The sequence below is a fragment of the Agrobacterium sp. InxBP2 genome, from assembly GCF_026191755.1.
Lineage (GTDB): Bacteria > Pseudomonadota > Alphaproteobacteria > Rhizobiales > Rhizobiaceae > Agrobacterium > Agrobacterium pusense.
Genome location: NZ_JAINDY010000023.1, coordinates 189,053 through 208,235 on the forward strand (window position 1 = coordinate 189,053; position 19,183 = coordinate 208,235).

Consider the following 19,183-nt stretch of genomic DNA (forward strand, 5'->3'; position numbering starts at 1 on the left):
TATGTGAAAGGAAGGACCATGGCCAAACACGCTATAAATGAAGAGTCCGGCCCCGCACTAAGCGAAGCGCAACTTGAGACCTTGCGTATCGGAATTGCCGATCTCGCGCCAGCGCTGACGGCGTTTGCGCGTCGTTTCGTCAGAAATGACGAGGATGTCAACGATCTCGTTCAGGAAACCATCATGCGGGGGCTTCGTTCCCTGCACCGCTTCACCCCCGGAACAGCCCTGAAATCGTGGCTGTTCACCATTTTGCGGAACACCTTCTGTACCCGATACAAGGTTGCAAGGCGCGAATGCGTCGGGCTGCCGGCGGGAATAGAGCAAACGATGTCGGTCCCCGCCAGTCAGGAATGGCGGATGGAGCACGATGAAGTCATGCGCGCGATCCGCGATCTAGATGCGGATCAAAAGAAGGCGCTGCTGCTCGTTGCCGGAGGAACGAGCTACGCCGATGCAGCCTCCATCTGCGGCTGCAGGGTGGGCACCATCAAGAGCCGCGTCAACCGCGCCCGCGAATCCCTGCGGCGCAATCTCGCCTGACATCAGCGGGCTACCGCGAACAGCACACTGTAGCTGCAGGATTTCCCCGTTCGCCCGTCGATGTCGCCACGCCGGTGGAAGATTTCCCCTTCCACCGGGGGCAGATCCGCCGGAGCATCGGATAAATTGGCCCTGAGCTGCAACCGGCCGGCCGCAAACGCCCAGTCTATGGCAAGCGTTCGCGCAGGCGAACCGAGTGCCGTCCCGCCTCCGAATTCCGAAGCGAGCAGGGGCCAGACATACTGCCGGCGCTTTGCAAGCAATCCCGCAAGGATCTCGCTTGCCCGTCTCCCATCTTCCTCATCGGCCTGACGCCAGTTCAAGGTAGAAAGGAGCCGCGTGCGCACATCATTGGGGTCCTGGACAAGATCGCGCGCGTTTTCGGGAAGAGCTCCCTGAAACATTTCAGCCTGCCGCAACCGCCCTTTTATCGCGGCTTCCCGATCGTGTTGCGGGTGGTCGGAAAAGAAGTAGAAGGGCTGCGTCGATGCGTGGTCGTCGCCCATGAACATCAGCGGCGTTTGGGGGGAGAGCAGGAGAATGCACTCTAGTATATCGAAAAGAGCTGGTTCGAGCAGGGCACGCAGTCTTTCGCCGCAAAGCCGGTTTCCGGCCTGATCGTGATTGTGAAGGAAATTCACGAAGGTTTGCGGGGATAGATGGTCGCTGCGTTCGCCGCTCGCCGCAAAGTCCCGGGAAGGGCGCGGATCGCCCTGATAAACGAAGCCGGTCGCAAGCGACCGACGAAGCAGGCTCTCCGGGTTCGAAACGAAATCCTGATAAAGACCGCCATCTTCGTCGGTCGTCATGACGTGAACGACGTGATGAAAGTCGTCGTTCCACTGGGCGTCTACCAGCGGTGGGGCATCTTCTTCGGGCGTCATCGGCTTTGCCGTGTTTCTTGCATCCTCTATGACAAGATACACATGCCTGCCCGTCACCTTGTGCCTGATCGTCTGGGCAAGCTCTGTCAGGAAATCCACCTCGCCGCCGCCGCCGGCCAGATGGTCGGCGGCATCGATCCGCAACCCGTCAAAACGGTAGGTCTGAAGCCAGTAAAGAGCGTTTTGCAGGAAATATGATCGCACATCCACGCTGTCGAAATCGGGAGCAGGGCCCCAGGGCGTTTCGTTTTTCTGAAAAAAGTCGGGCGCATAAGTTTGAAGGAAGTTCCCCTCCGGCCCGAAATGATTGTAAACCACATCCAGCAAAACCATCATCCCCAGGCCATGGGCCGCGTCTATAAAGGCTTTGAGGTCGTCCGGCGATCCATAATCCCGCTGCGGCGCAAATTGCAGAACGCCGTCGTAGCCCCAGCCGCGATCTCCCTGAAAACTCGCGAGCGGCATCACCTCAATGACGGTGATGCCGAGTTCAGCCAGTCGTTCCAGCTTCTTTTCGGCTGCCCGGAAAGTCCCTTCTTCCGTGAATGTGCCGATGTGAATCTCGTAGATCACAGCCTCGTGCCACGGCCTGCCGGTCCAGTTCTCATGCCGCCACGCAAAGTCGTGATCGATGATGGTTGACGGGCCGTCCAGGCCGCCTTCCTGCCAATGTGAGGCCGGATCGGGGATTTCACGCCCGTCCGGCAGAACAAAGTGATAGGTGGCGCCGCCACTCACATCCGCTGCAACGGCTTCGTACCAGCCGTTCCCCTCAGACCGCATTTCGTATTCCGCGCCGTTTATAACGAGCCTCGGCGCATCAGAACCGGGCGCCCAGATGCGAAAGCGCGCATCTCCTGCAGCATCGAATTGCACGCCCCATTTGCGGTATTTCATTGCGTTGAACATTCACGGAACCTCCAGTCAGCCTCGTTTGGTCCTAACCGGATCGCCGTCGGTCGGTTCCTGCCTCCGCACCGGGAATATGCTGATGAAAGGAACAAACGGGTTTGGCCGTCGTTCGCCGTTGAACAGCCAAAACGACGGCTCGGCGGGCATCAGCTTGCCGCCCGATCGCTGACCTGAAGACAGAAAGAGACGGTGACATGACACAGGAAACCGACCTTGCCGACTTTCTCCGCGTGGCAACGGACGACGAATTATTCCACAAGATGCGCGAACTCGAAGCAAAGAGCGAGAAGGAGGGGCTTGAGGAAGTGGAAGCACTGGTGGATTTGACAGCCACGGAGATCGAAAACCGGTTTCCTGGCCAGTCGCTCGCTCCCTATGTCCGCTGGAAACAGGACCGGCTCCTCTGATGCGCGGTAAAGTCGGCGTTTGCCTTATTGTCTGGCCTGCCGCCGCTCGATACGCATTCTCGCAAATGCGTCCGGCAATATGTCGGGAAACGAAAGCGACTCCTGCGGCTCTTTGCTGACGAGCCCTTCAAAAAGCGCCAGATATTGCGCCGCACTCTTTTCCCAGGAAAAGTTGGCACGCATGGCCTGGGCTTGGAGGCGCTTGAAGAGTTCCCTGTTGTTGAACGCAGCGATGGCGCGCTCCAGCGCCGCCCGCAGGTCGTCGATATTTGCCGGTTCGAACTGAAAGCCGGTAGCAACCCCCGCATCTATGGCGGCGTCGTTGGCGTCGATGATCGTCTCGGCCAAACCTCCGGTGCGGCTGACGATGGGTAAGGCGCCATATCGCAATGCGTAAAGCTGGGTCAGGCCGCATGGTTCGAAGCGCGAAGGCTGGATGATGAAATCCGACCCCGCATGGATCATGTGGGCCAGACGTTCGTCATACCCGATATGGGCACAGACCATTTCCGGATATCTTTTCGACAGGTCACGCAGGCCATCTTCCAGTTGCCCGTCTCCTTCTCCGTGAACGATCAGTCTGCCTTTCCGCGCGATGATGAGGGGAACAACATCTAGCAAAAGATCAACGCCCTTTTGCCAGGTGAGACGGCTCACCACACCAAATACCGGACCCTGTGTGTGGGCAAGGCCCAGAGCCTGAAGCAGCGCATATTTGTTCAGGCTCCGCCTTGCCACGGTCGCCGACATGAAATTCGCGAGAATGAAGGGATCGGTCGCGGGATTCCAGACATTCTGATCGACGCCGTTGACGATGCCGCGCACACTTTCGCTTCGCGTGCCGAACACGCCATGCATGCCCATGCCGGCTTCCGGTGTCAGGATTTCGCGCGCATAGGTTGGACTGACCGTGGTAACGGCCGATGCTGTCGTCAGGCCGCCCTTCAGAAAAGAGATGTCGCCGTAATATTCGAGGCATTCCACCGTGCAGAGCTCGTCCGGAAGCCCCAGAACCCTTGCGCGCGAAAAAGGATATTGACCCTGAAATGAGAGGTTGTGAATGGTCAGGACGGTCGGCACCTCGCCCGGCGCCGCGTCGGCGAGATAGACACAGGTCAAGGCGGCGTGCCAGTCGTGAACGTGGACGATATCCGGCCTCCAACCGGGCATTGATCCAAGGGCAATGTCCGCCGCGGTCTTGGACAGGACGGCGAACCGGAGGTCGTTGTCCGGAAACGGATGGTCCTTTTCGCCGTAAGGATGCCCATCCCGGTCAAAGAGATGGGGCGCATCGAGCAGCAGCAAATTCTTCTGGTCGGCAACGAGCGAATATACCTTAACGTCCTGTCCCAGCACGCTCCCGGAAAAGCAGGGCTGATGCCCGCGGATGAGGGGACGCAGTTTGCGATAGAGCGGCAGCAGCGTGCGCACCTCCGCACCGAGTTTGGTAAGCGCGTCCGGCAATGCTCCCGTCGTATCGGCCAGCCCGCCGGTTTTGATGAAAGGGAACATCTCGGCCGTGACGGCAAGAATGTGCATGAATGCCTCCGCATTTCGTCGATCTGTCATCGTGAGGAGACGCGGGGCTTCTAGTGTTTGCAAAGCCTCTCGCCGCTTTAGTGGTGTGCCGCATCACGGGGGGCAGGCGGCGGCGCTCAGAAGGACGGCCGATCCGCAATTCTGCCTTGGCGCCGAGGAACGCTATCGATCCTGCTGATGTCCCTGATGGGTGGTGTTGATTTTTATGTTGGCCTGTCGTCCCGTGCGGGTGGAGGCGTTCTTCTCCTTCGCAGAAGAGGCTTCCTCCGCATTGAGGCGCTCATTGTCGCCCGGGCCCTTGTCCGTTTGGTTGTCTTTCGGAATGGGGAGCGTTTTTCTGGTCATTTTGAACCTCGTTCGCATCTGGTGCTGATCGTTTCGATCGAACGACTCGAACCCTGCTTCCGAGCGATTGTTCCCGTCCGTTTCGTCGCGGTCGCTAATTTTCCGCGCGGCGTCTTCGGGGTTAATCGCTGCGCAGGAATTCCTCTTTGGCCTGAAGCCAGTCCTGCGTGCTGACGAGGGTCAATTGTGCCGCGAAACGGCCCCTCAATACCGTCAGCGAGGCATCATGCGTTGCATCGCGTGCGCTGCAGACGGCGTCCTCAAGAAGGAAGATGCGATACCCCAGATCCACCGCCCCTAGCACGGTTGCGAGTACGCAGACATCCGTTTCCCCACCGGATATGACAAGCGTGCCGACCCCTTGGCCTACGAGTTTTCGGTGCAGGCGACCATCCGTCCAGGGGGAATAGGTGGTTTTCAGGAATTCTTCCGCAGGTGGAACGTAGCCCGCGAACTCGCGGACGATATCGGTCATTTCGGGGCGAAGGTACTCGCCGGTCATCATCCACCATTTCTCATAATAACGCCCCCACCGCCCCGAGGCGGCGTCGGCATCCGGCGGTGGGATGAAGCGGGTGAAAATGGTCGTGTGCGGCGAGTTCTCAACCACCCGCCCGACATTGTCGATGATGCGCGGCATCCAGTCCACGTGCCATGGCGTCTCTTCCGCAAACATGCGCTGCATGTCGATGCAAAGATGACACCACCGAGGAAAGAGGCCCTCTTCAGAATTCATGGGAATGTCCGAATGATTTGTGGGTCAGCTACGGTCAGCTAACAATCCGGTCCGCCGAAAGTTCCGCCCCGCACGGCCGCCTTAGCCCGGCCGCATCGACGACCCAAGGGCCTACGCCCGGCGTTGGCCGGTGCGCCTCATTCTGAAATAAAGCGCCGACATTTCATGGAGCTTGCCGGGATCGACAATGCCGCGATTATACATTTTGAGGACGTAACGGGCGAGGTCCTCCAAGCAAAGGCTGGGATCGTGCTCTCCGGCCAGGACGCTGTCATAAGCCGACTTGACCGTATTGATATCGTCATTCAGGAAGATACCCGAACTCTGATAGGCGCGATAGGCGGACAATTTCACCTCCTTGGCGGCTGCGTTTGCGAGGCCGAAAAAGGGATCACGTGTCTATCTTATACGGAAAAGAGTGGAGGTAAATGGTCGTGACCGTACCGAAGGCGCCGATCTGCCTATAATGCGAGATTATGTCTTCCGGCCACTTCGGGTATCTGCGCATGAAAGCGCGCGAATACCCGCGCACTTTCCTCCTCTGCCAGCCCGTAATATTCCTGCGCATACGTTTCCAGCGCTTGCCGGTCCCTTATGGTGATTTTCGCTCTCTCGGCGCGGATCAGGCGTTCGCTTTCGAGGACGTGCAGGGCGTCCGTCACGCTCGGGCGCCTCACCGCCAGCATCATCGACAGGAAATCGTGGGTCAACTGTAGCTGGTCGCCACGCACGCGGTCGTGACACATCAGGAGCCAACGCGCCAGGCGCTGGCTGACCGTGCCGGTGGCGTTGGCGGCGGCCGTGCATTCCACCTGCGTCCTCGCGACGTGCGAGGCGCAGATCACGATGTCCGAGAATATTTGATGTTTCGCCATCAGGCTGCGGAAAACCTCCATGTCCATAGCCACCGCCTTGCCCGGCGCCTGAACGACGATCTCGGTTAAGTTCTCCTCCGCGCCGGCGAGTGCACCGGTGGGTATGAAACCTTCATGTCCGACGATGCCGCTCTCGGTTTTCCGTCCTGATCTCGAAACTACCACGATGGATGCTATGCCCGAGGCGAGAAAAAGCACGCGATCGATGCGCTGACCGGCTGAGAAAAGTTTGTCGCCAAGCGAAAGTGTCAACGATGTCGACGCCTTCAGCACCTCGCTCCGGATTTCCGCATCAAGAAGGGAAAGGAGGAAACCCGTTTCTTCTCGCCCGTTGCTCCGCTCCAGCATAACACTTTGCCTCGCTAGTGTCTTATGCCCCCTCCCTGCGCCATCAAGGCGGAGACAATGTTGTCTATGTCCTCTGAACGTGCGGAGAGCACAAAAGGTCCCGGTTCGCTCTCGAAGACCGGTCGGGGCACGAAAAACAGGTAGGGAACGGCCTTCTCTTCAAGCTGATCGGTCACACGAAGCATGATCTCCGCCTCGTAGCGGACATCGATGATAGCGGCGGAAAACAGCAGCGTATCGTCATTTTCCATAACGTCGGCCGGGTAGGGACCTATCAGACCGACCTGCGCTCGGGACCAGGCTTTTGCTATTTCCGGTGTGACTGTGTCGGCCGCGCCGATGACCATTATAGGGAGACGCTTGATAGTCTGCATGCCTTGCTCCTCGCACGCCACCGGCAATGCGTATCTCTATTCAATACTATAATGTCTAACTAACCGTAGTCGGTTCATTCGATTTCATCAAATATATGCGAGACGGCACTACTGTGTAGTTCTGAACATGCACCGACGATGAACGCGGCACGTCCGGATGCGCTTTTTTCAGGTCTTTTCAGCCAGAGCGGAACAATTGTGGGCACGCGGGGTTCGGGGCGTCGTTCACTCAAGGAGACGTAAATGGCTAGTCAAAAAACGCTCGACGATCTGTTTCTGGATGGCCTGAAGGACATCTATTATGCGGAAAAACAGATACTCAAGGCCTTGCCGAAAATGGCGCGCGCCGCGCAGCTCGAAGAGGCGAAACAGGGTTTCCTGCAGCACCGGGATGAGACGCAAGGCCAGATCGAGCGTCTGGAGCGCGTGTTCGAAATCATCGGCAAGAATGCGCGCGGCAAGACGTGCGAGGCCATTCAGGGCATTATTGCGGAAGCCGAGGAAATCATCGAATCCTTCAAGGATTCGCCGGCGCTCGATGCGGGCCTGATTGCCTCCGCGCAGGCCGTCGAACATTACGAGATTGCCCGTTATGGCACTCTGGTGGCGTGGGCGGGTCAGCTGGGCATCGATGAAGCCGTTCCGCTGCTTCAGGCAAACCTCGACGAAGAAGGCGCAACCGACAAAAAGCTGACGAAACTCGCCGCGACGGTTGCCAACCCGAAAAGCCAGAAAGCGGCCTGACGGCAATAGCGCTGGGTCCGTCTTCCGTATTGTAGGATGCGGAAGTCGACCCGTAAGTGACGGCGCGGGCTATTTCCGCGTCCGAACCCTGCATGGTCCACGACCGCGTGGCAAATGCCACGGCGATGGAGAAAAAGATGACGACAATTCCGCTGCTCGGCGCATATCCGCTTGAAATTTTTCTGGGCGGCCGCTGCTTCAATGTTTCTGGCGTGGATGAGGCGGTTCGTTTGCTGGAGGAGGAATGGCCTGAAAAGGCAGGCGTCCATTACGCTCGGGCTTTGAGGAGTTGCCGCCTGGCCATGTTGAGAAACGGCTCTTCGGCGGTTGCGAGAGAGCATTTGATTGCAGCATGCCTGGAGGCCGGTATTCCGCTTGGCCCATCGTCAGGTATCGAAAATACTCAGCTGCCGCTCTTTCCGGGGGCGAAAGCTGGCGGCAAAGGGAGTTTGGCGGCCGCGCCCCGACGCTAAGACCCGGAACAGAAAGCACGAGGACAAGATGGCCGAGCCACGCGACCGCATAAAACCGGAAGAGGACCTCAATCGCCCTGTCAGTGAGGAGTTCGATTCCAAATATTCTCCCGTCGGCGTCGATGACGGTGCCTTTCGCGGACGGAAGCGAACATGGAAGAGGATGATGATCTATGCTTTGGTTATCTTCGCACTGGCTATCGTGATTGCATTATGTTTCCTTGTCGGTACGCATCCTGGCCGCGTATCCTGACAAGTATCCCGCGAGGAGTGGCAGATGAGCGAACGGACAGACGAAAAATCGATCTATTGGACGATTGTCGGCGCAGACACCAATACCAATGAGGGGCTGGCGCGATTGCTTGGCGTCATCCTGGTCTTCATCCTTATCGGCGGCTTCCTCGTCTGGCTGCTGGCCGGCTGAACCGGCGCCTGGCGGATAGATGGAGCGATGCCGTCCGGCATCTTTTCCGGACGGCATCCATACCGTATCCCTCAAAATTTTCCAGTGACCAGGTCCCGGCCTTCAATCGAGACCGGCGTGTTTATTTCCCCGCGCCTGCGTTTCAAGGTAATGTCCACCTGGTAAGGCGCGGCGACTGTCAGCCGGAACGCTTCACCGTTTCGGCGCGATACCGCCCGGTCGGTCGCCATGACGTCCGTCGTCGAGTGACGCAGTGGCATGGCTTCGTCCACAAGGATGAAGTCCATGTGCCGCGTCTTCGCCGATGTTACCGCGAGATAACGGCTTGGATAAACAGCCTCCATGACATTGCCGACCAGAACGGCCCAGCCATTTTCATGTGCCATGATCTCACATTCGATCTTCTTCTTCATTGCCATCAATCCTCCCTTTCGGCAGTGCCTAACCACGCTTGAAGAAGCTTGTTCCCGCGGCTGGAAATGATTGCTGCCAGCAGACCGCTTATTCTGCCGCCGCCAGAAATTTCCTTATCTTGCGCAGATCGGCGACGAAGGCCTGCCGTTGTAGTCGCGCCTCGTCGCGGTCGCGAAGGCGCAGCAGGTAGGAAGGGTGAATGGTCACGAGAAGGCGTGTTCCGCCAGGGGTGGTGGAGAAATGCCCCCGCTCCGTGGTCACTCCGCTGGTACGGCCGGTGAGCGAATAAAAAGCCGTCGCGCCCATGGCGACGATCAGCTCTGGTTTGAGTAACCGCAGTTCCGCTCCCAGCCACCAGGCGCAGCGCTGCACTTCCCCGCTGTTGGGGCGCGCATGGAGCCGCCGTTTGCCTCTTTGTTCAAACTTGAAATGCTTGACGGCATTGGTGACATAACATTGCGAGCGATCGACGTCTGCTTCCTGCAGGCATGCGTCGAGCAGCCGGCCCGCGGGGCCGACAAATGGATGGCCCTTCAGGTCTTCGTCATTGCCGGGCTGTTCGCCGACAAGCACGACACTCGCATCGTTTCTGCCCTCGCCAAAAACCAGCTGGGTCGCATTCCTGTAAAGATCGCAACGTTCGCAGCCTTCGGCCTGCCTGTGCAATGCAGCGAGTGAAGGCGCTTCGGCATGATCGGGCTGAAAGGCCGGTGGGGGGCGGTTCTTGCGGGCTGCGGTCGGCACGGGTCTATTCTCCCGGCGGCGGCTCTGCCGCATAGTGGCGTGCCCCGCGCCGGCATAGATAAACCTCCCGTTCCGGATGTCGCTCTATGATGAAGCCGGCGCTGCGAAGCATTGCCTCCACCGCGGCCCTGTTGGGTATGAACCAGTTCGTCGGATCAGCCGCATACCGTTCCTCCACGAAAAACAGTTTGGGATAAGCGGGGTCCTCGAACATGGCCCATTCGGAAAACGGGTAATCTTCTTCGAGGTCGGGTATTCTCCCGTCACCCCGCTGAAGCGACTGGAAGAGCATCATATCGGCTGCGACATGTTCGTGGATGAGATCGAGCGCCAGAAGCGGATGCCGCAGATGGTAAAATACGCCCATGAAGATCACGAGGTCAAAACGCTCTTCAAGCCTGGCCACGTCATAAACCGACAATTGCCGGAACTCTATGTCGAGTCCGGATTGCTCGGCGACAAAGCGGGCCTGGGCGAGATAGTGCGGGTCGGCATCGATGCCGACGACCCGCCCGGCATTGCGACGTTTCATTTCCACGCTGTAAAACCCGGCATTACATCCGATATCGAGAACGCTGCGACCGCCGAGATCTTCTGGAATGATGTGGCGAAACCCCTCCCACTTAAATGCCGGGTAGTTGCCGAGAAAGTGGTCTGGCGCTGTTTCCACGCCTGCGATCGCCATGTTCTGGAACCAGGGCCCGAGATCCTCGATCTGCTTTTCCAGTTTCCGGCGCATGGTCATGGTCCCAGCACCGCGCCGGCGGCGATTGCTCCGCTGCCTGCCGGGGGCGCTCCTGCCTTGGAGTTTCCGCCAGCCAGGGCGAAGGCGAACCAGTCCGCTGTGTGGCGAAGGCCCTCGGTGAGCGGCACTTGCGGCGCCCAGCGAAGCAGTTCCCGGGCGCGGGAAATATCCGGCCGCCGCCGTCGCGGGTCGTCAGTCGGGAGGGGACGGTGTACCAGTACCGACCGCGTGGGAACTGTCAGAAGAACGAGGTCGGCCAGCTGTCTGATCGTGAATTCGCCGGGATTGCCAAGATTGACGGGAACGCCCGGATTGGGGTCGACATCCATGAGTGCGATCAAACCCGTGACGAGATCGCTCACATAACAGAAAGAACGTGTCTGCTCGCCCGTCCCGTAGATTGTCAGCGGCTCGCCCGCAATCGCCTGCACGAGCAGATTGGACACGATACGCCCGTCATCCGGTCGCATGCGCGGCCCATAGGTGTTGAATATCCGGGCGATGCGTGCGTCGACCTTGCCCGCACGCAAAAGATCGAAGCACAGCGCTTCCGCCGCGCGTTTTCCTTCGTCGTAACAGGCACGGGGGCCCGTGCAGCTCACATTGCCGCGGTAGTCTTCGCGCTGCGGATGTTCGTCCGGGTCGCCATAGACTTCGCTCGTGGAAGCCTGGAGGAAGGAGGCGCCATGGTGTTGCGCGAGAGCAAGAAGATTGCCGGTGCCTGAAACGCAGGTCATCATCGTATGAACGGGATCGGCCTGATATTGCGGCGGGGACGCCGCACAGGCGAGATTATAGATCTGCTGAACCGGTTCATCGATGTCCCGCAATTCGCATATGTCGGATTCGATAAGCCGGAAACGTGGATGATTGACAAGCGGGCGGACATTCGACCTCGAACCGGTCAGGAAGCTGTCGACGCAGATGACCCTGTCGCCGCGTGCAAGCAGCGCGTCACAGAGATGCGAACCCACAAAGCCGCCGCCACCTGCGACAACAACCGTTCTAGTACCTTGATTTCGCTGCGGCATACTCGCTCTCCCTGTTCTGGAGCCTGAAGGGGTGTTTCGCCGTTTCCGGAACCCTCGCCGGTATTCCGGTGAGATATGATGTCAGTTCGGCGGCCCTTGTTTCGCCGGTGTGGTGCTCGAGAATCCGTCGCTGGGCGTGAGCCGCCATGGCTTGTCTGCGTTCTGCCCCTACGGAAGTTAGTGCATGCACCACCTGTTCCGTGTTGCGGGCAATGAGAACGGCTTCATTTTCGGGCAGAAGGTCTGCGAGGCCCGGCCAGAAGTCGCTAATGATCGGCGTGCCGCATGCAGCGGCCTCGAAAAGACGGACGCTCGGCGACCAGCCGGCCGCAACCATATCGGCGCGCGTGATGTTCAGCGTGAAACGCTGGCAGCTATAAAATGCCGAATGTTTTTCAGGCGGCAGATGTTCGATGCGCTCGACATTTTCCGGCCAGTCGATGTTGCCGGGATATTGCGGGCCGGCGACAACGAACCGCATGTGGGGCAACCGGCGTGCCGGTTCGATCAGCAGCGCTTCAAGTTTCGGCTGGCGATCCCGGCTATAGGTGCCGAGGTAACCGAGATCCCACCGGGTTTCGTCGCCAGACTTCCGGTAACGGGCCGCATCGACAGAGCAGTAGAGCGCTTCCGCGCGCTGCGCGCCATAGTGCCGTTCAAGGCGATGTAATGTGTCGCCGCCGGTGAAGGAAAAATAGATGTCGAACAGGGGGATCTGCCTTCGGGCGAGATATTCTTCGTCGTTCCTGTTGAGTTTCTCAAGAGTTACCGGCGTATCGATGTCATAGAAGCAGAGCCGTTTCGGTCCGAGCGCCTTGACGGCGTCGATGACGCCGACCCCATCCGGCACATAGGATCCGACGATGACAGCATCCGCCCGCCGCAGCCGCTGCGCATACTCCTGCGTCACGGCGATAGGATCCTCGTAATAGACGAGCTCGCAGAAATCAGGAGCGGGCAGATCGCGTTTTGTCGCATACCACGGCGTGTCGCGCTCCAGAAAGAGCACCCGGTGGCCAGCCGCGGCGAGACCGTGAATGAGCGAGCGAAAGGTTGTGGCATGGCCGTTACCCCATGATGACGAAAGGCTGAGGCCCAGGAAGACGATGTCGAGCGGCTTTGTCATTCCGCCGCCTCCACGCTCATGGCGCTGCGGGCGCGAAACAATCGGTCCACGTCCTCGGCGCGATGTTCATAGGTATGTTCGTGCCGCACTCTTGCCGAGGCGCGCTCGCCGATGTCGGCCGCCCTTGCCGGGGTGAGCGCCAATACGATATCGACGACATCCTTGCCGTCGCGTGCGATCAGGATTTCCTCCTCGGGTTTCAGAAAAAGGTCGATACCGTCCCAATGGTCGGTGATGATGCAGGCAGCAGCCCCCGCGGCCTCGAAAACACGGGTGGCGGGCGAGAACCCGTTCTGAGCCATCGAAGCGCGCGAGACGTTCAGGACCGCTTTCGGCGTCGCGTTGAAGGCATTGTGGTCGCGGGTGGAAACATGTCCGACATAGCGGATGTTCGGGGACATCGCCTTCCCGTGCCAGCCCGATCCGCCGAGCAGGAAGGTTTCTTTGTCGAGACGTGCGGCCGGCTCGAGGAAGAATGTCTCGACCCTTTCCTCACGATCCGGAAGGCGGTTTCCGAGAAATCCCAGAGAGGCGGCGAAGCGCGGGTCGGGTGGAACGGGGTGATGGGTTTCGGGATCGAGTGCATTATAGACGGGGATACAGTCTCTGGCGCCGAGCGACCGATAGGCGTCGATCACCGGCTCGCCGCCGCCATAAGTCAGCACAAAATCCGTCTGCGCCAGCGCATGGCGCAACGGGTGGTCCGGGGAGGTCCGCAGTTCGGCAAGCGTGGCCGGGGCGTCGACATCCCAGAAAATCGTCAGCGCATCCTCGCGGGCGTGATCCAGCAACTCGGCCATCAACAGATCATCCTCAAACCCGACGCCGCTTGCCTTAACGACGATATCGGCCTCCGCCGCGCGGCTTGCAGCCTGCCGCAGCGCGCTGACGGTTCCTTCATAAACAACGACCCTGCACCAGTCCGGCGGATCGATATCGCGGTTCTTCTGCCGGTCGAATATGTCGGGCTCATAGAAGGTGATATCGTAACCTCTGGTCGCCAGGGCCTTGAGCAATCCGCGATAGTAGGTGGCGGCGCCGTTCCAGTAGGCGGAGAGGAGGCTCGATCCGTAAAAGGCGATCTTCATTGTGCTGCCTCCCGTGCGGACAATGCGTCATCGACGCGTGCAGTACCGCAGGCCCCGAGGATTTCGAAAAGCTCCTCAACGCGGTGGCGGCATGTATGCCGGGTGCGTATGGTTTCCAGACCGGAGCTGACGAGATGTCCGGCCAGCTCACGATCTGCAAGGACGTTGCGAAGCTGTCGCGCCATCGCCTCCCCGGAACTGACGGATAGATAATCCTCGCCCGCACGGAAAAGCCCTTCGCAATCATCCCAGGGGGCCGAAATCAGAGGAATGCCGCAGGCGAGGGCTTCAAACATGCGAATGGTCGGAATGCCGGGCAGATGCTCGACGTAGGGCCGGCGTGGAATGTGAACGGTCACCCTGTTCTGCGCGAAGGCGCCGGGCACGGAAGTGTTGGCGATCCATCCTCCATAGGCGATCCCCGCCCGTTTCAGAGCATCCAGCGCGTCTTGCGGGTAACGAACCCCGCGCACCGTCGTTTTGAGGCCGAGTTCCGCCGCCGGACGGACGAGATATTCACCGATTTCGGCCGTCCGCTCGTCATCGCCCCAGTTCCCGATCCAGATAAGATCGCCGGTTTTCTCTGTCGATGGCTGCGGCCTGAAGATAGTGTCGTCAGCGGCCTCATGCCATGTAAAGACGTTGCGTCCCCAGCCGGCGCCCAGATAGCGCTGGCGTAATGTCTCACCGAAAACGAGAACACCGTCAAAGGCAGAGAGATCAAGGCCGGCAATGTCGCCGTCGGTTGAGACTGCACGGTGATGCGTGTCGTGAAACAGGAGCGTGAAGGTCGCGCCCGACTGCCGCAGGCGGCCGAGGTGCGCAATCGTTGCCGGTTCAGTCCATTCATGGACGATGACGACATCGGCATCATCAACCGCCGCCTCGTGGTCGAAATCCTCGTCATAGATGACGGACCGCAGATCGGGAAATGTATCGTGAAAGGCGGCGATAGCGGCACTGCCCTGATCGGCCTCCAGATTTTTACGGCTCCACGATCCAGCGGGTTCGAGCGCGATGGCGACATGTCCGCGCCGCAGGAGATCGCGCATGATCCCCCGCAGGAAATGGGCATTGCCGTGGTTCCAGTCCGAGATCAGAGAGTGCGTATAAAAGACGAACTTCATGGTCTACTCCGCAGCTGTGAGGAGGCGGGGCGAACGTGCCGCCGCGCGGTAGTGATCGAGCATGGCGTCACACTGCGCCTTGCGGGTGAAGGTCCCGGAGCGCAGCAACGCCTGCGTCGCCAGCCTCTCCCTTAGAGATTCATCGCCCGCAAGACGGTTCAGGGCGGCGGCGAACGCGGATGGATCGCGTGGCGAAGCAAAGAGTGCGGCGCCACCCCATAATTCGCGGTATGTCGGGATGTCCGCCAGAACCAGCGCGCAGCCGCTTTTTGCGGCTTCGAGCGCGGCAAGGCCGAAGGGTTCATAAATGGAGGGTGAGACGAATATCGCGGCGTTGCGCATCAGCTTCATGATCTCGGAATGTGCACATTCCCCGGCCGGGCGGGCATTGGCGATATCCAGATGCTGGCCGTTCGGACCGCTCGTCGAACCGGCCATAAGAATGGGCCAGACTGTATCCCTCGCTGCCTGGTCGAGAACCGCACCGTTCTTTCCCTCGTCCCACCAGCGTCCCGCCGCCACGACGACATCGCCTTTGTCCCCGGCCTGCGATACGCTGTCGCTCGCATTGTAAACGACCTGCAGCGAGGGTAACGGCCCATAGACCGCCCTCACGTTTTCTGCATGGCTCCGGCTCGGAACCAGAACGAGATCAGCCTGGTTGAAGCCTCGGCGGCCCAGATCCTCATGCCACGCCCAGTCGCGCGGCGGCTTTGTTCCACGCACGGCGGAAAACCACGTCGGTATGCAGGAATGCGACACCACCACCACCGGCTTTGCGACAGCAAGCCCGGCGGCCTGCGACGGCAGGTTGAGGTGCAGCAGATCGACGTCGTGCAGTCGGACGACCTCTTCGATCATTGCCGGTATGGCGGAGAGTCGTGCCGGGTCGTCCGCCATCCAGTCGAGCGGCGCATCCAGCCAGACGAGCCGGCAATTCCGGGGTATCTCGAGGATCTGTTCGGCCGTTGGAGGTGGACCAAAACCGGTCAGGATAATTTTTATATCCTCGTCCTCAAGCCCGGCCGCGAGATCGAGCGCGTAACGCCAGACGCCTCCGACCGCGTCGACGGTAACGAGAATGGTCCGGATATGCCCGTTAATCGCCGGCGGTGTCATGCGCGCCTCCTGTCGGTATCGACTGGCGAGGCCATGTCACGAAACCGGCTTTCGATCAGCCATGCCGCGAGATCGCGAAGTCCGGAACGCCAGGGTGTGCTGGCCTGCCATCCCAGCATCCGTTGCAGTTTTCGGGTGTCTGCGACGAAAAACAGCTGATCGCCGGCGCGCCAGTCGCCGAAATGAATGTCGGCCTCGCGTCCGATCACAGCCTCGATTTCCCGGATCACTTCCAAGACGCTGACGGCGTTGAGCGGACCACCTCCAAGATTGAAGGCTTCACCTGTCACGGTCGCGATGTTCAGAAGCGCCGCACGATAGGCCGCGACCGCGTCCTTGACATGAAGGACATCGCGGACCTGCCTGCCGTCGCCATAGATTGATACCGGTTCGTTCGCCAGCAGCCGAAGCAGAAAATGCGCAACCCAGCCCTGATCCTCGGTACCGAACTGGCGCGGGCCATAAATGCAGCTCATGCGAAGCACGCTGGTGGGAATGCCGAAGGAGTGGGCGTAATCCAGCACATACTGATCCGCCACGCCCTTCGAGCAGCCATAAGGCGTGCAGAAGGCCAGCGGACGGTCCTCGTCTATTCCAACGGCGCGTATATCCTCATCAGCTGGAAGATAGCGGTCGCCGGCCTCGATCATGTCAAGATCGTCGAGAGCGCCATAGACCTTGTTGGTGCTGGCGAAGATGACGCCAGCCCTGCGACCTGCCCTGCGCACCGCCTCCAGCACATTGAGCGTGCCGCGCCCGTTCGTTTCGAAATCGTCCGGCGGATGGGCGAGGCTGGTCGTTACCGCCGTCTGGGCGGCCAGATGAAAGACCGCTTTTGCATCGGTAAACACCGCGTCGATACCATTGAAATCGCGGACATCGGCAAGAACCGGATGAACCCTGTCGCGATGCCGCTCCATCAGCCATGCGAGGTTCTGATCGACGCCCGGGCGTTGAAGATTGTCGAGAATGACGACATCCTCGCCATCCCTGAGGAAACTGTCCGCCAGGTTGGACCCGATGAAACCGCTGCCGCCGGTAATGACGATGGGTGCCGCATGGGTGGCAAGACGCGGCGTCGCGAGCCGCGTTACGTCCGCCAGCCGGTCGATGCCACCTTCGGTCAGCAGGCGCGCCAGGAGTTTGGGCTGATTGTCATGAGTGACGGCGCCGAGATGGTAGTGTCTGGGGTCAAACCAGAGGCCCTCCTGTACAGCGACGTCGGGCGGCACATCCTGCCAAGCATACCAGTACATCCGGTCGGCGTCGACGTTGAGCGCCACCATGAAGCGCCTTGCCTGCTCGATTTCGTCTTTGCGCCAGGTCGAATAACCGGTTTCCGTGATCCAGATTTCCGCACCGGGATTGTAGCGGTCGAGAACCTTGCGCATTTCGCCGAGATGCATGTCCCAACCGCCCCACGCACCCTGTTCGCTGTCCCATGTCCCTGGAAAACCGTGAAAACCCACGGCGTCCACGACGCCAAGAACGCCGCGTTCCCCCATGAGGTTCAGCCAGAACGGATCGAACGGGCAGGGGCCGCCAAGGACGGGCTTGAAGCCCCGCTGTCTCGCCCAATAAGCCGCACCGCCCACCATTTCGCAAAACAGCATGAAGTCGCTGTCTTCCCGCCAGTCCCAGTCGAGCAGGTTGTTCGGTTCGTTCCACAATTCGATATGGGTGAAATGCCGCCCGTAACGGGTAAGGATGTGGTCGACAAAATCGGCATAGGATTTCAGTTCCACGGGCGCGCCGGACGAGCGCCCGGTGCGCGACATCGAGGGCGGGGTGTAGTGGATGCAGGGCAGAATTTCTATCTGGCCGGCGAGATGGGGGATGAGCCAGTCGAACCATTCCTCGCCACCGGGAGCCAGATACTCCGCCCAGGAGAGATGGGTGCGTAGATAGCTGGCGCCGCTGGCGCAGATATCCGGCAGGGCGGTTTTCGCCCTCTCATATTCGCCAGGGCGAAACCATTCCACGAAACCGAATTTCCGCGGCGGAACCGGCAGGCTGCTGACGCGCTCCGTCATGACACCAGCCCTCTTGCAAGCAGTTCCTGCTGCATCTGGGCGCCGCGGTCCTGTCCACCTGTGCTGCGCACCCAGGCGGCGAATGGGCCAAGGGAGGTTTCCAGACGATGGCGGGGCGTGAAGCCCAGAAGCTCCTGCGCTTTGGAAATGTCCGCGAAGCAGTTGCGGATATCCCCGGCCCGGGCCTGGAGCGTAATTTCCGGCGTGAGGTCGGGGCAATCCATCGCCTGCGCCAGAAGGGCGGCCACCTCGGCGATCGTGTAGGCTTGACCGCTGCCGACGTTGAAGACGTGGCCGGGTGCTGCGGGTTTCTCCAGCGCGAGACGGAAGGCGCGGGCAACATCCTGCACGTGAACGAAATCGCGGCGCTGCTCGCCGTCCTCGAAGATGATCGGGCGCTGGCCGTTGGAAAGGCGTGCTGCAAAATTCGCCAGTACACCGGTATAGGGGTTGGAAAGCGCCTGGCCCGCTCCGAAAACGTTGAAAAGACGCAAGGCCACCCCTTCAACCCCGTAGGCACGACCGAATATCAGCACCTGCTGCTCCTGCGAATATTTGGTCAGGGCATAGATCGAGGCCAGATCGACGGGCTTTTCCTCGTCCGTGGCGACTGGCGTCAGGCTGGCGCCATGGGCATCGGCGGGATCCCATATATGGCGCTTGACCAGATCGGCGCGCCGGCGCACGTGGCCCAGGATCGCGCCTTGGCGGTCGCGGTACAGCCCTTCGCCGTAAACGCTCATCGAGGAGGCCACAACGATCCTGCGGACGGGACGTTCGATCATGGCTTCAAGAAGAATGGCCGTGCCGAGATCATTGCTGCCGACATAACGGGCGATCTCGTACATGGACTGGCCGACACCCACTTCGGCCGCAAGATGCACCACGGCATCCACGCCATCCAGCGCGGCAATGACGGCGTTCTTGTCACGTATGTCGGCCTTGACGATGTCGGTGATATTTCCCGGCGCTGGGCCTCCGCTGCCGTGGACCTGGTCGATGAACGCGTCGAGAATGCGAACGCTGTGACCGTGATCGGCCAGTTCCGCCGCTACATGCCGGCCGATGAAACCGCCGCCGCCTGTTACGAGAATTGTCGCCATCTGGAATATCCTTTGCCCGGTCGTCGGGGAGCGAATTGGGGGGCCCAAC

Annotated in this window: 23 protein-coding genes; 6 read left to right on the top strand and 17 right to left on the bottom strand. The window is 60.1% G+C overall.

The annotated features are described in order from the left end of the window. The first annotated feature begins 18 nt into the window (after positions 1-18). Positions 19-543, top strand: coding sequence for a sigma-70 family RNA polymerase sigma factor (locus tag K7A42_RS07635; protein ID WP_174150426.1), 525 nt, complete (start codon positions 19-21; stop codon positions 541-543). A gap of 2 nt (positions 544-545) precedes the next feature. Here K7A42_RS07635 and treZ read toward each other — a convergent pair whose 3' ends face one another. Continuing rightward, positions 546-2,336 (bottom strand): malto-oligosyltrehalose trehalohydrolase, encoded by a 1,791-nt coding sequence (treZ, locus tag K7A42_RS07640; protein ID WP_112552860.1) that lies wholly within the window; start codon positions 2,334-2,336, stop codon positions 546-548. Positions 2,337-2,533: 197 nt separating this feature from the next. Between treZ and K7A42_RS07645 the strand changes: the two genes are divergently transcribed. Further along, positions 2,534-2,746, top strand: coding sequence for a hypothetical protein (locus K7A42_RS07645; protein WP_044458872.1), 213 nt, complete (start codon positions 2,534-2,536; stop codon positions 2,744-2,746). Positions 2,747-2,770: 24 nt separating this feature from the next. Here the strand turns inward: K7A42_RS07645 and glgA are convergent, their stop codons facing one another. From glgA to K7A42_RS07675, 6 genes are all read right to left on the bottom strand, one after another. Further along, complete coding sequence (gene glgA / locus K7A42_RS07650) at positions 2,771-4,285, bottom strand: glycogen synthase GlgA (RefSeq protein ID WP_174150425.1); 1,515 nt, start codon at positions 4,283-4,285, stop codon at positions 2,771-2,773. 162 nt (positions 4,286-4,447) lie between these two features. Next, a complete protein-coding gene (locus tag K7A42_RS07655; protein ID WP_004444486.1) occupies positions 4,448-4,630 on the bottom strand; it encodes a hypothetical protein in 183 nt (60 codons plus the stop codon). Between the two features lie 121 nt (positions 4,631-4,751). Then, positions 4,752-5,366: a cysteine hydrolase family protein gene (locus K7A42_RS07660; protein WP_112552864.1), complete on the bottom strand. Its 615-nt coding sequence runs from the start codon at positions 5,364-5,366 to the stop codon at positions 4,752-4,754. A 111-nt stretch (positions 5,367-5,477) separates the two neighbouring features. Further along, positions 5,478-5,714 carry a hypothetical protein gene (locus tag K7A42_RS07665; RefSeq protein WP_034497819.1) on the bottom strand — a complete coding sequence of 79 codons (237 nt, stop codon included), beginning with the start codon at positions 5,712-5,714 and terminating at the stop codon, positions 5,478-5,480. Between the two features lie 113 nt (positions 5,715-5,827). Then, positions 5,828-6,589 (bottom strand): Crp/Fnr family transcriptional regulator, encoded by a 762-nt coding sequence (locus K7A42_RS07670; RefSeq protein WP_072493714.1) that lies wholly within the window; start codon positions 6,587-6,589, stop codon positions 5,828-5,830. Positions 6,590-6,603: 14 nt separating this feature from the next. Then, the gene (locus K7A42_RS07675; RefSeq protein WP_112552866.1) at positions 6,604-6,963 is read right to left on the bottom strand and encodes a hypothetical protein; all 360 of its coding nucleotides are present in this window, start codon (positions 6,961-6,963) and stop codon (positions 6,604-6,606) included. A 243-nt stretch (positions 6,964-7,206) separates the two neighbouring features. Between K7A42_RS07675 and K7A42_RS07680 the strand changes: the two genes are divergently transcribed. The 4 genes from K7A42_RS07680 (at position 7,207) to K7A42_RS07695 (ending at position 8,604) form a co-directional block, all read left to right on the top strand. Continuing rightward, complete coding sequence (locus K7A42_RS07680; protein WP_112552868.1) at positions 7,207-7,707, top strand: ferritin-like domain-containing protein; 501 nt, start codon at positions 7,207-7,209, stop codon at positions 7,705-7,707. A 92-nt stretch (positions 7,708-7,799) separates the two neighbouring features. Beyond that, a complete protein-coding gene (locus K7A42_RS07685) occupies positions 7,800-8,180 on the top strand; it encodes a DUF982 domain-containing protein (protein ID WP_112552870.1) in 381 nt (126 codons plus the stop codon). 28 nt (positions 8,181-8,208) lie between these two features. Further along, a complete protein-coding gene (locus tag K7A42_RS07690; protein ID WP_112552872.1) occupies positions 8,209-8,433 on the top strand; it encodes a hypothetical protein in 225 nt (74 codons plus the stop codon). A gap of 24 nt (positions 8,434-8,457) precedes the next feature. After that, positions 8,458-8,604 carry a hypothetical protein gene (locus K7A42_RS07695; protein WP_004444478.1) on the top strand — a complete coding sequence of 49 codons (147 nt, stop codon included), beginning with the start codon at positions 8,458-8,460 and terminating at the stop codon, positions 8,602-8,604. A gap of 71 nt (positions 8,605-8,675) precedes the next feature. Here K7A42_RS07695 and K7A42_RS07700 read toward each other — a convergent pair whose 3' ends face one another. From K7A42_RS07700 to K7A42_RS07745, 10 genes are all read right to left on the bottom strand, one after another. After that, positions 8,676-9,023: a hypothetical protein gene (locus tag K7A42_RS07700; protein ID WP_174150424.1), complete on the bottom strand. Its 348-nt coding sequence runs from the start codon at positions 9,021-9,023 to the stop codon at positions 8,676-8,678. 82 nt (positions 9,024-9,105) lie between these two features. Beyond that, a complete protein-coding gene (locus K7A42_RS07705) occupies positions 9,106-9,762 on the bottom strand; it encodes a UdgX family uracil-DNA binding protein (RefSeq protein WP_048902942.1) in 657 nt (218 codons plus the stop codon). A gap of 4 nt (positions 9,763-9,766) precedes the next feature. Further along, positions 9,767-10,501, bottom strand: coding sequence for a TIGR04290 family methyltransferase (locus K7A42_RS07710; protein WP_077987606.1), 735 nt, complete (start codon positions 10,499-10,501; stop codon positions 9,767-9,769). A 2-nt stretch (positions 10,502-10,503) separates the two neighbouring features. After that, entirely contained in the window at positions 10,504-11,538 is a 1,035-nt protein-coding gene (locus tag K7A42_RS07715) for a UDP-glucuronic acid decarboxylase family protein (RefSeq protein ID WP_022563925.1), read from the bottom strand. Continuing rightward, complete coding sequence (locus tag K7A42_RS07720) at positions 11,513-12,664, bottom strand: CgeB family protein (protein WP_112552874.1); 1,152 nt, start codon at positions 12,662-12,664, stop codon at positions 11,513-11,515. Before K7A42_RS07720 ends, K7A42_RS07715 begins: the two co-directional genes overlap by 26 nt. Further along, positions 12,661-13,752: a CgeB family protein gene (locus K7A42_RS07725; RefSeq protein ID WP_112552876.1), complete on the bottom strand. Its 1,092-nt coding sequence runs from the start codon at positions 13,750-13,752 to the stop codon at positions 12,661-12,663. The genes K7A42_RS07720 and K7A42_RS07725 overlap by 4 nt, the downstream gene beginning before the upstream one ends. After that, positions 13,749-14,879: a CgeB family protein gene (locus tag K7A42_RS07730; protein ID WP_282455034.1), complete on the bottom strand. Its 1,131-nt coding sequence runs from the start codon at positions 14,877-14,879 to the stop codon at positions 13,749-13,751. Before K7A42_RS07730 ends, K7A42_RS07725 begins: the two co-directional genes overlap by 4 nt. Before the next feature lie 3 nt (positions 14,880-14,882). Beyond that, a complete protein-coding gene (locus K7A42_RS07735) occupies positions 14,883-15,998 on the bottom strand; it encodes a glycosyltransferase (RefSeq protein WP_112552880.1) in 1,116 nt (371 codons plus the stop codon). Then, entirely contained in the window at positions 15,995-18,031 is a 2,037-nt protein-coding gene (locus K7A42_RS07740) for an NAD-dependent epimerase/dehydratase family protein (RefSeq protein ID WP_112552882.1), read from the bottom strand. The genes K7A42_RS07735 and K7A42_RS07740 overlap by 4 nt, the downstream gene beginning before the upstream one ends. Beyond that, complete coding sequence (locus K7A42_RS07745) at positions 18,028-19,134, bottom strand: NAD-dependent epimerase/dehydratase family protein (protein WP_174150423.1); 1,107 nt, start codon at positions 19,132-19,134, stop codon at positions 18,028-18,030. Before K7A42_RS07745 ends, K7A42_RS07740 begins: the two co-directional genes overlap by 4 nt. Positions 19,135-19,183: the final 49 nt, after the last annotated feature.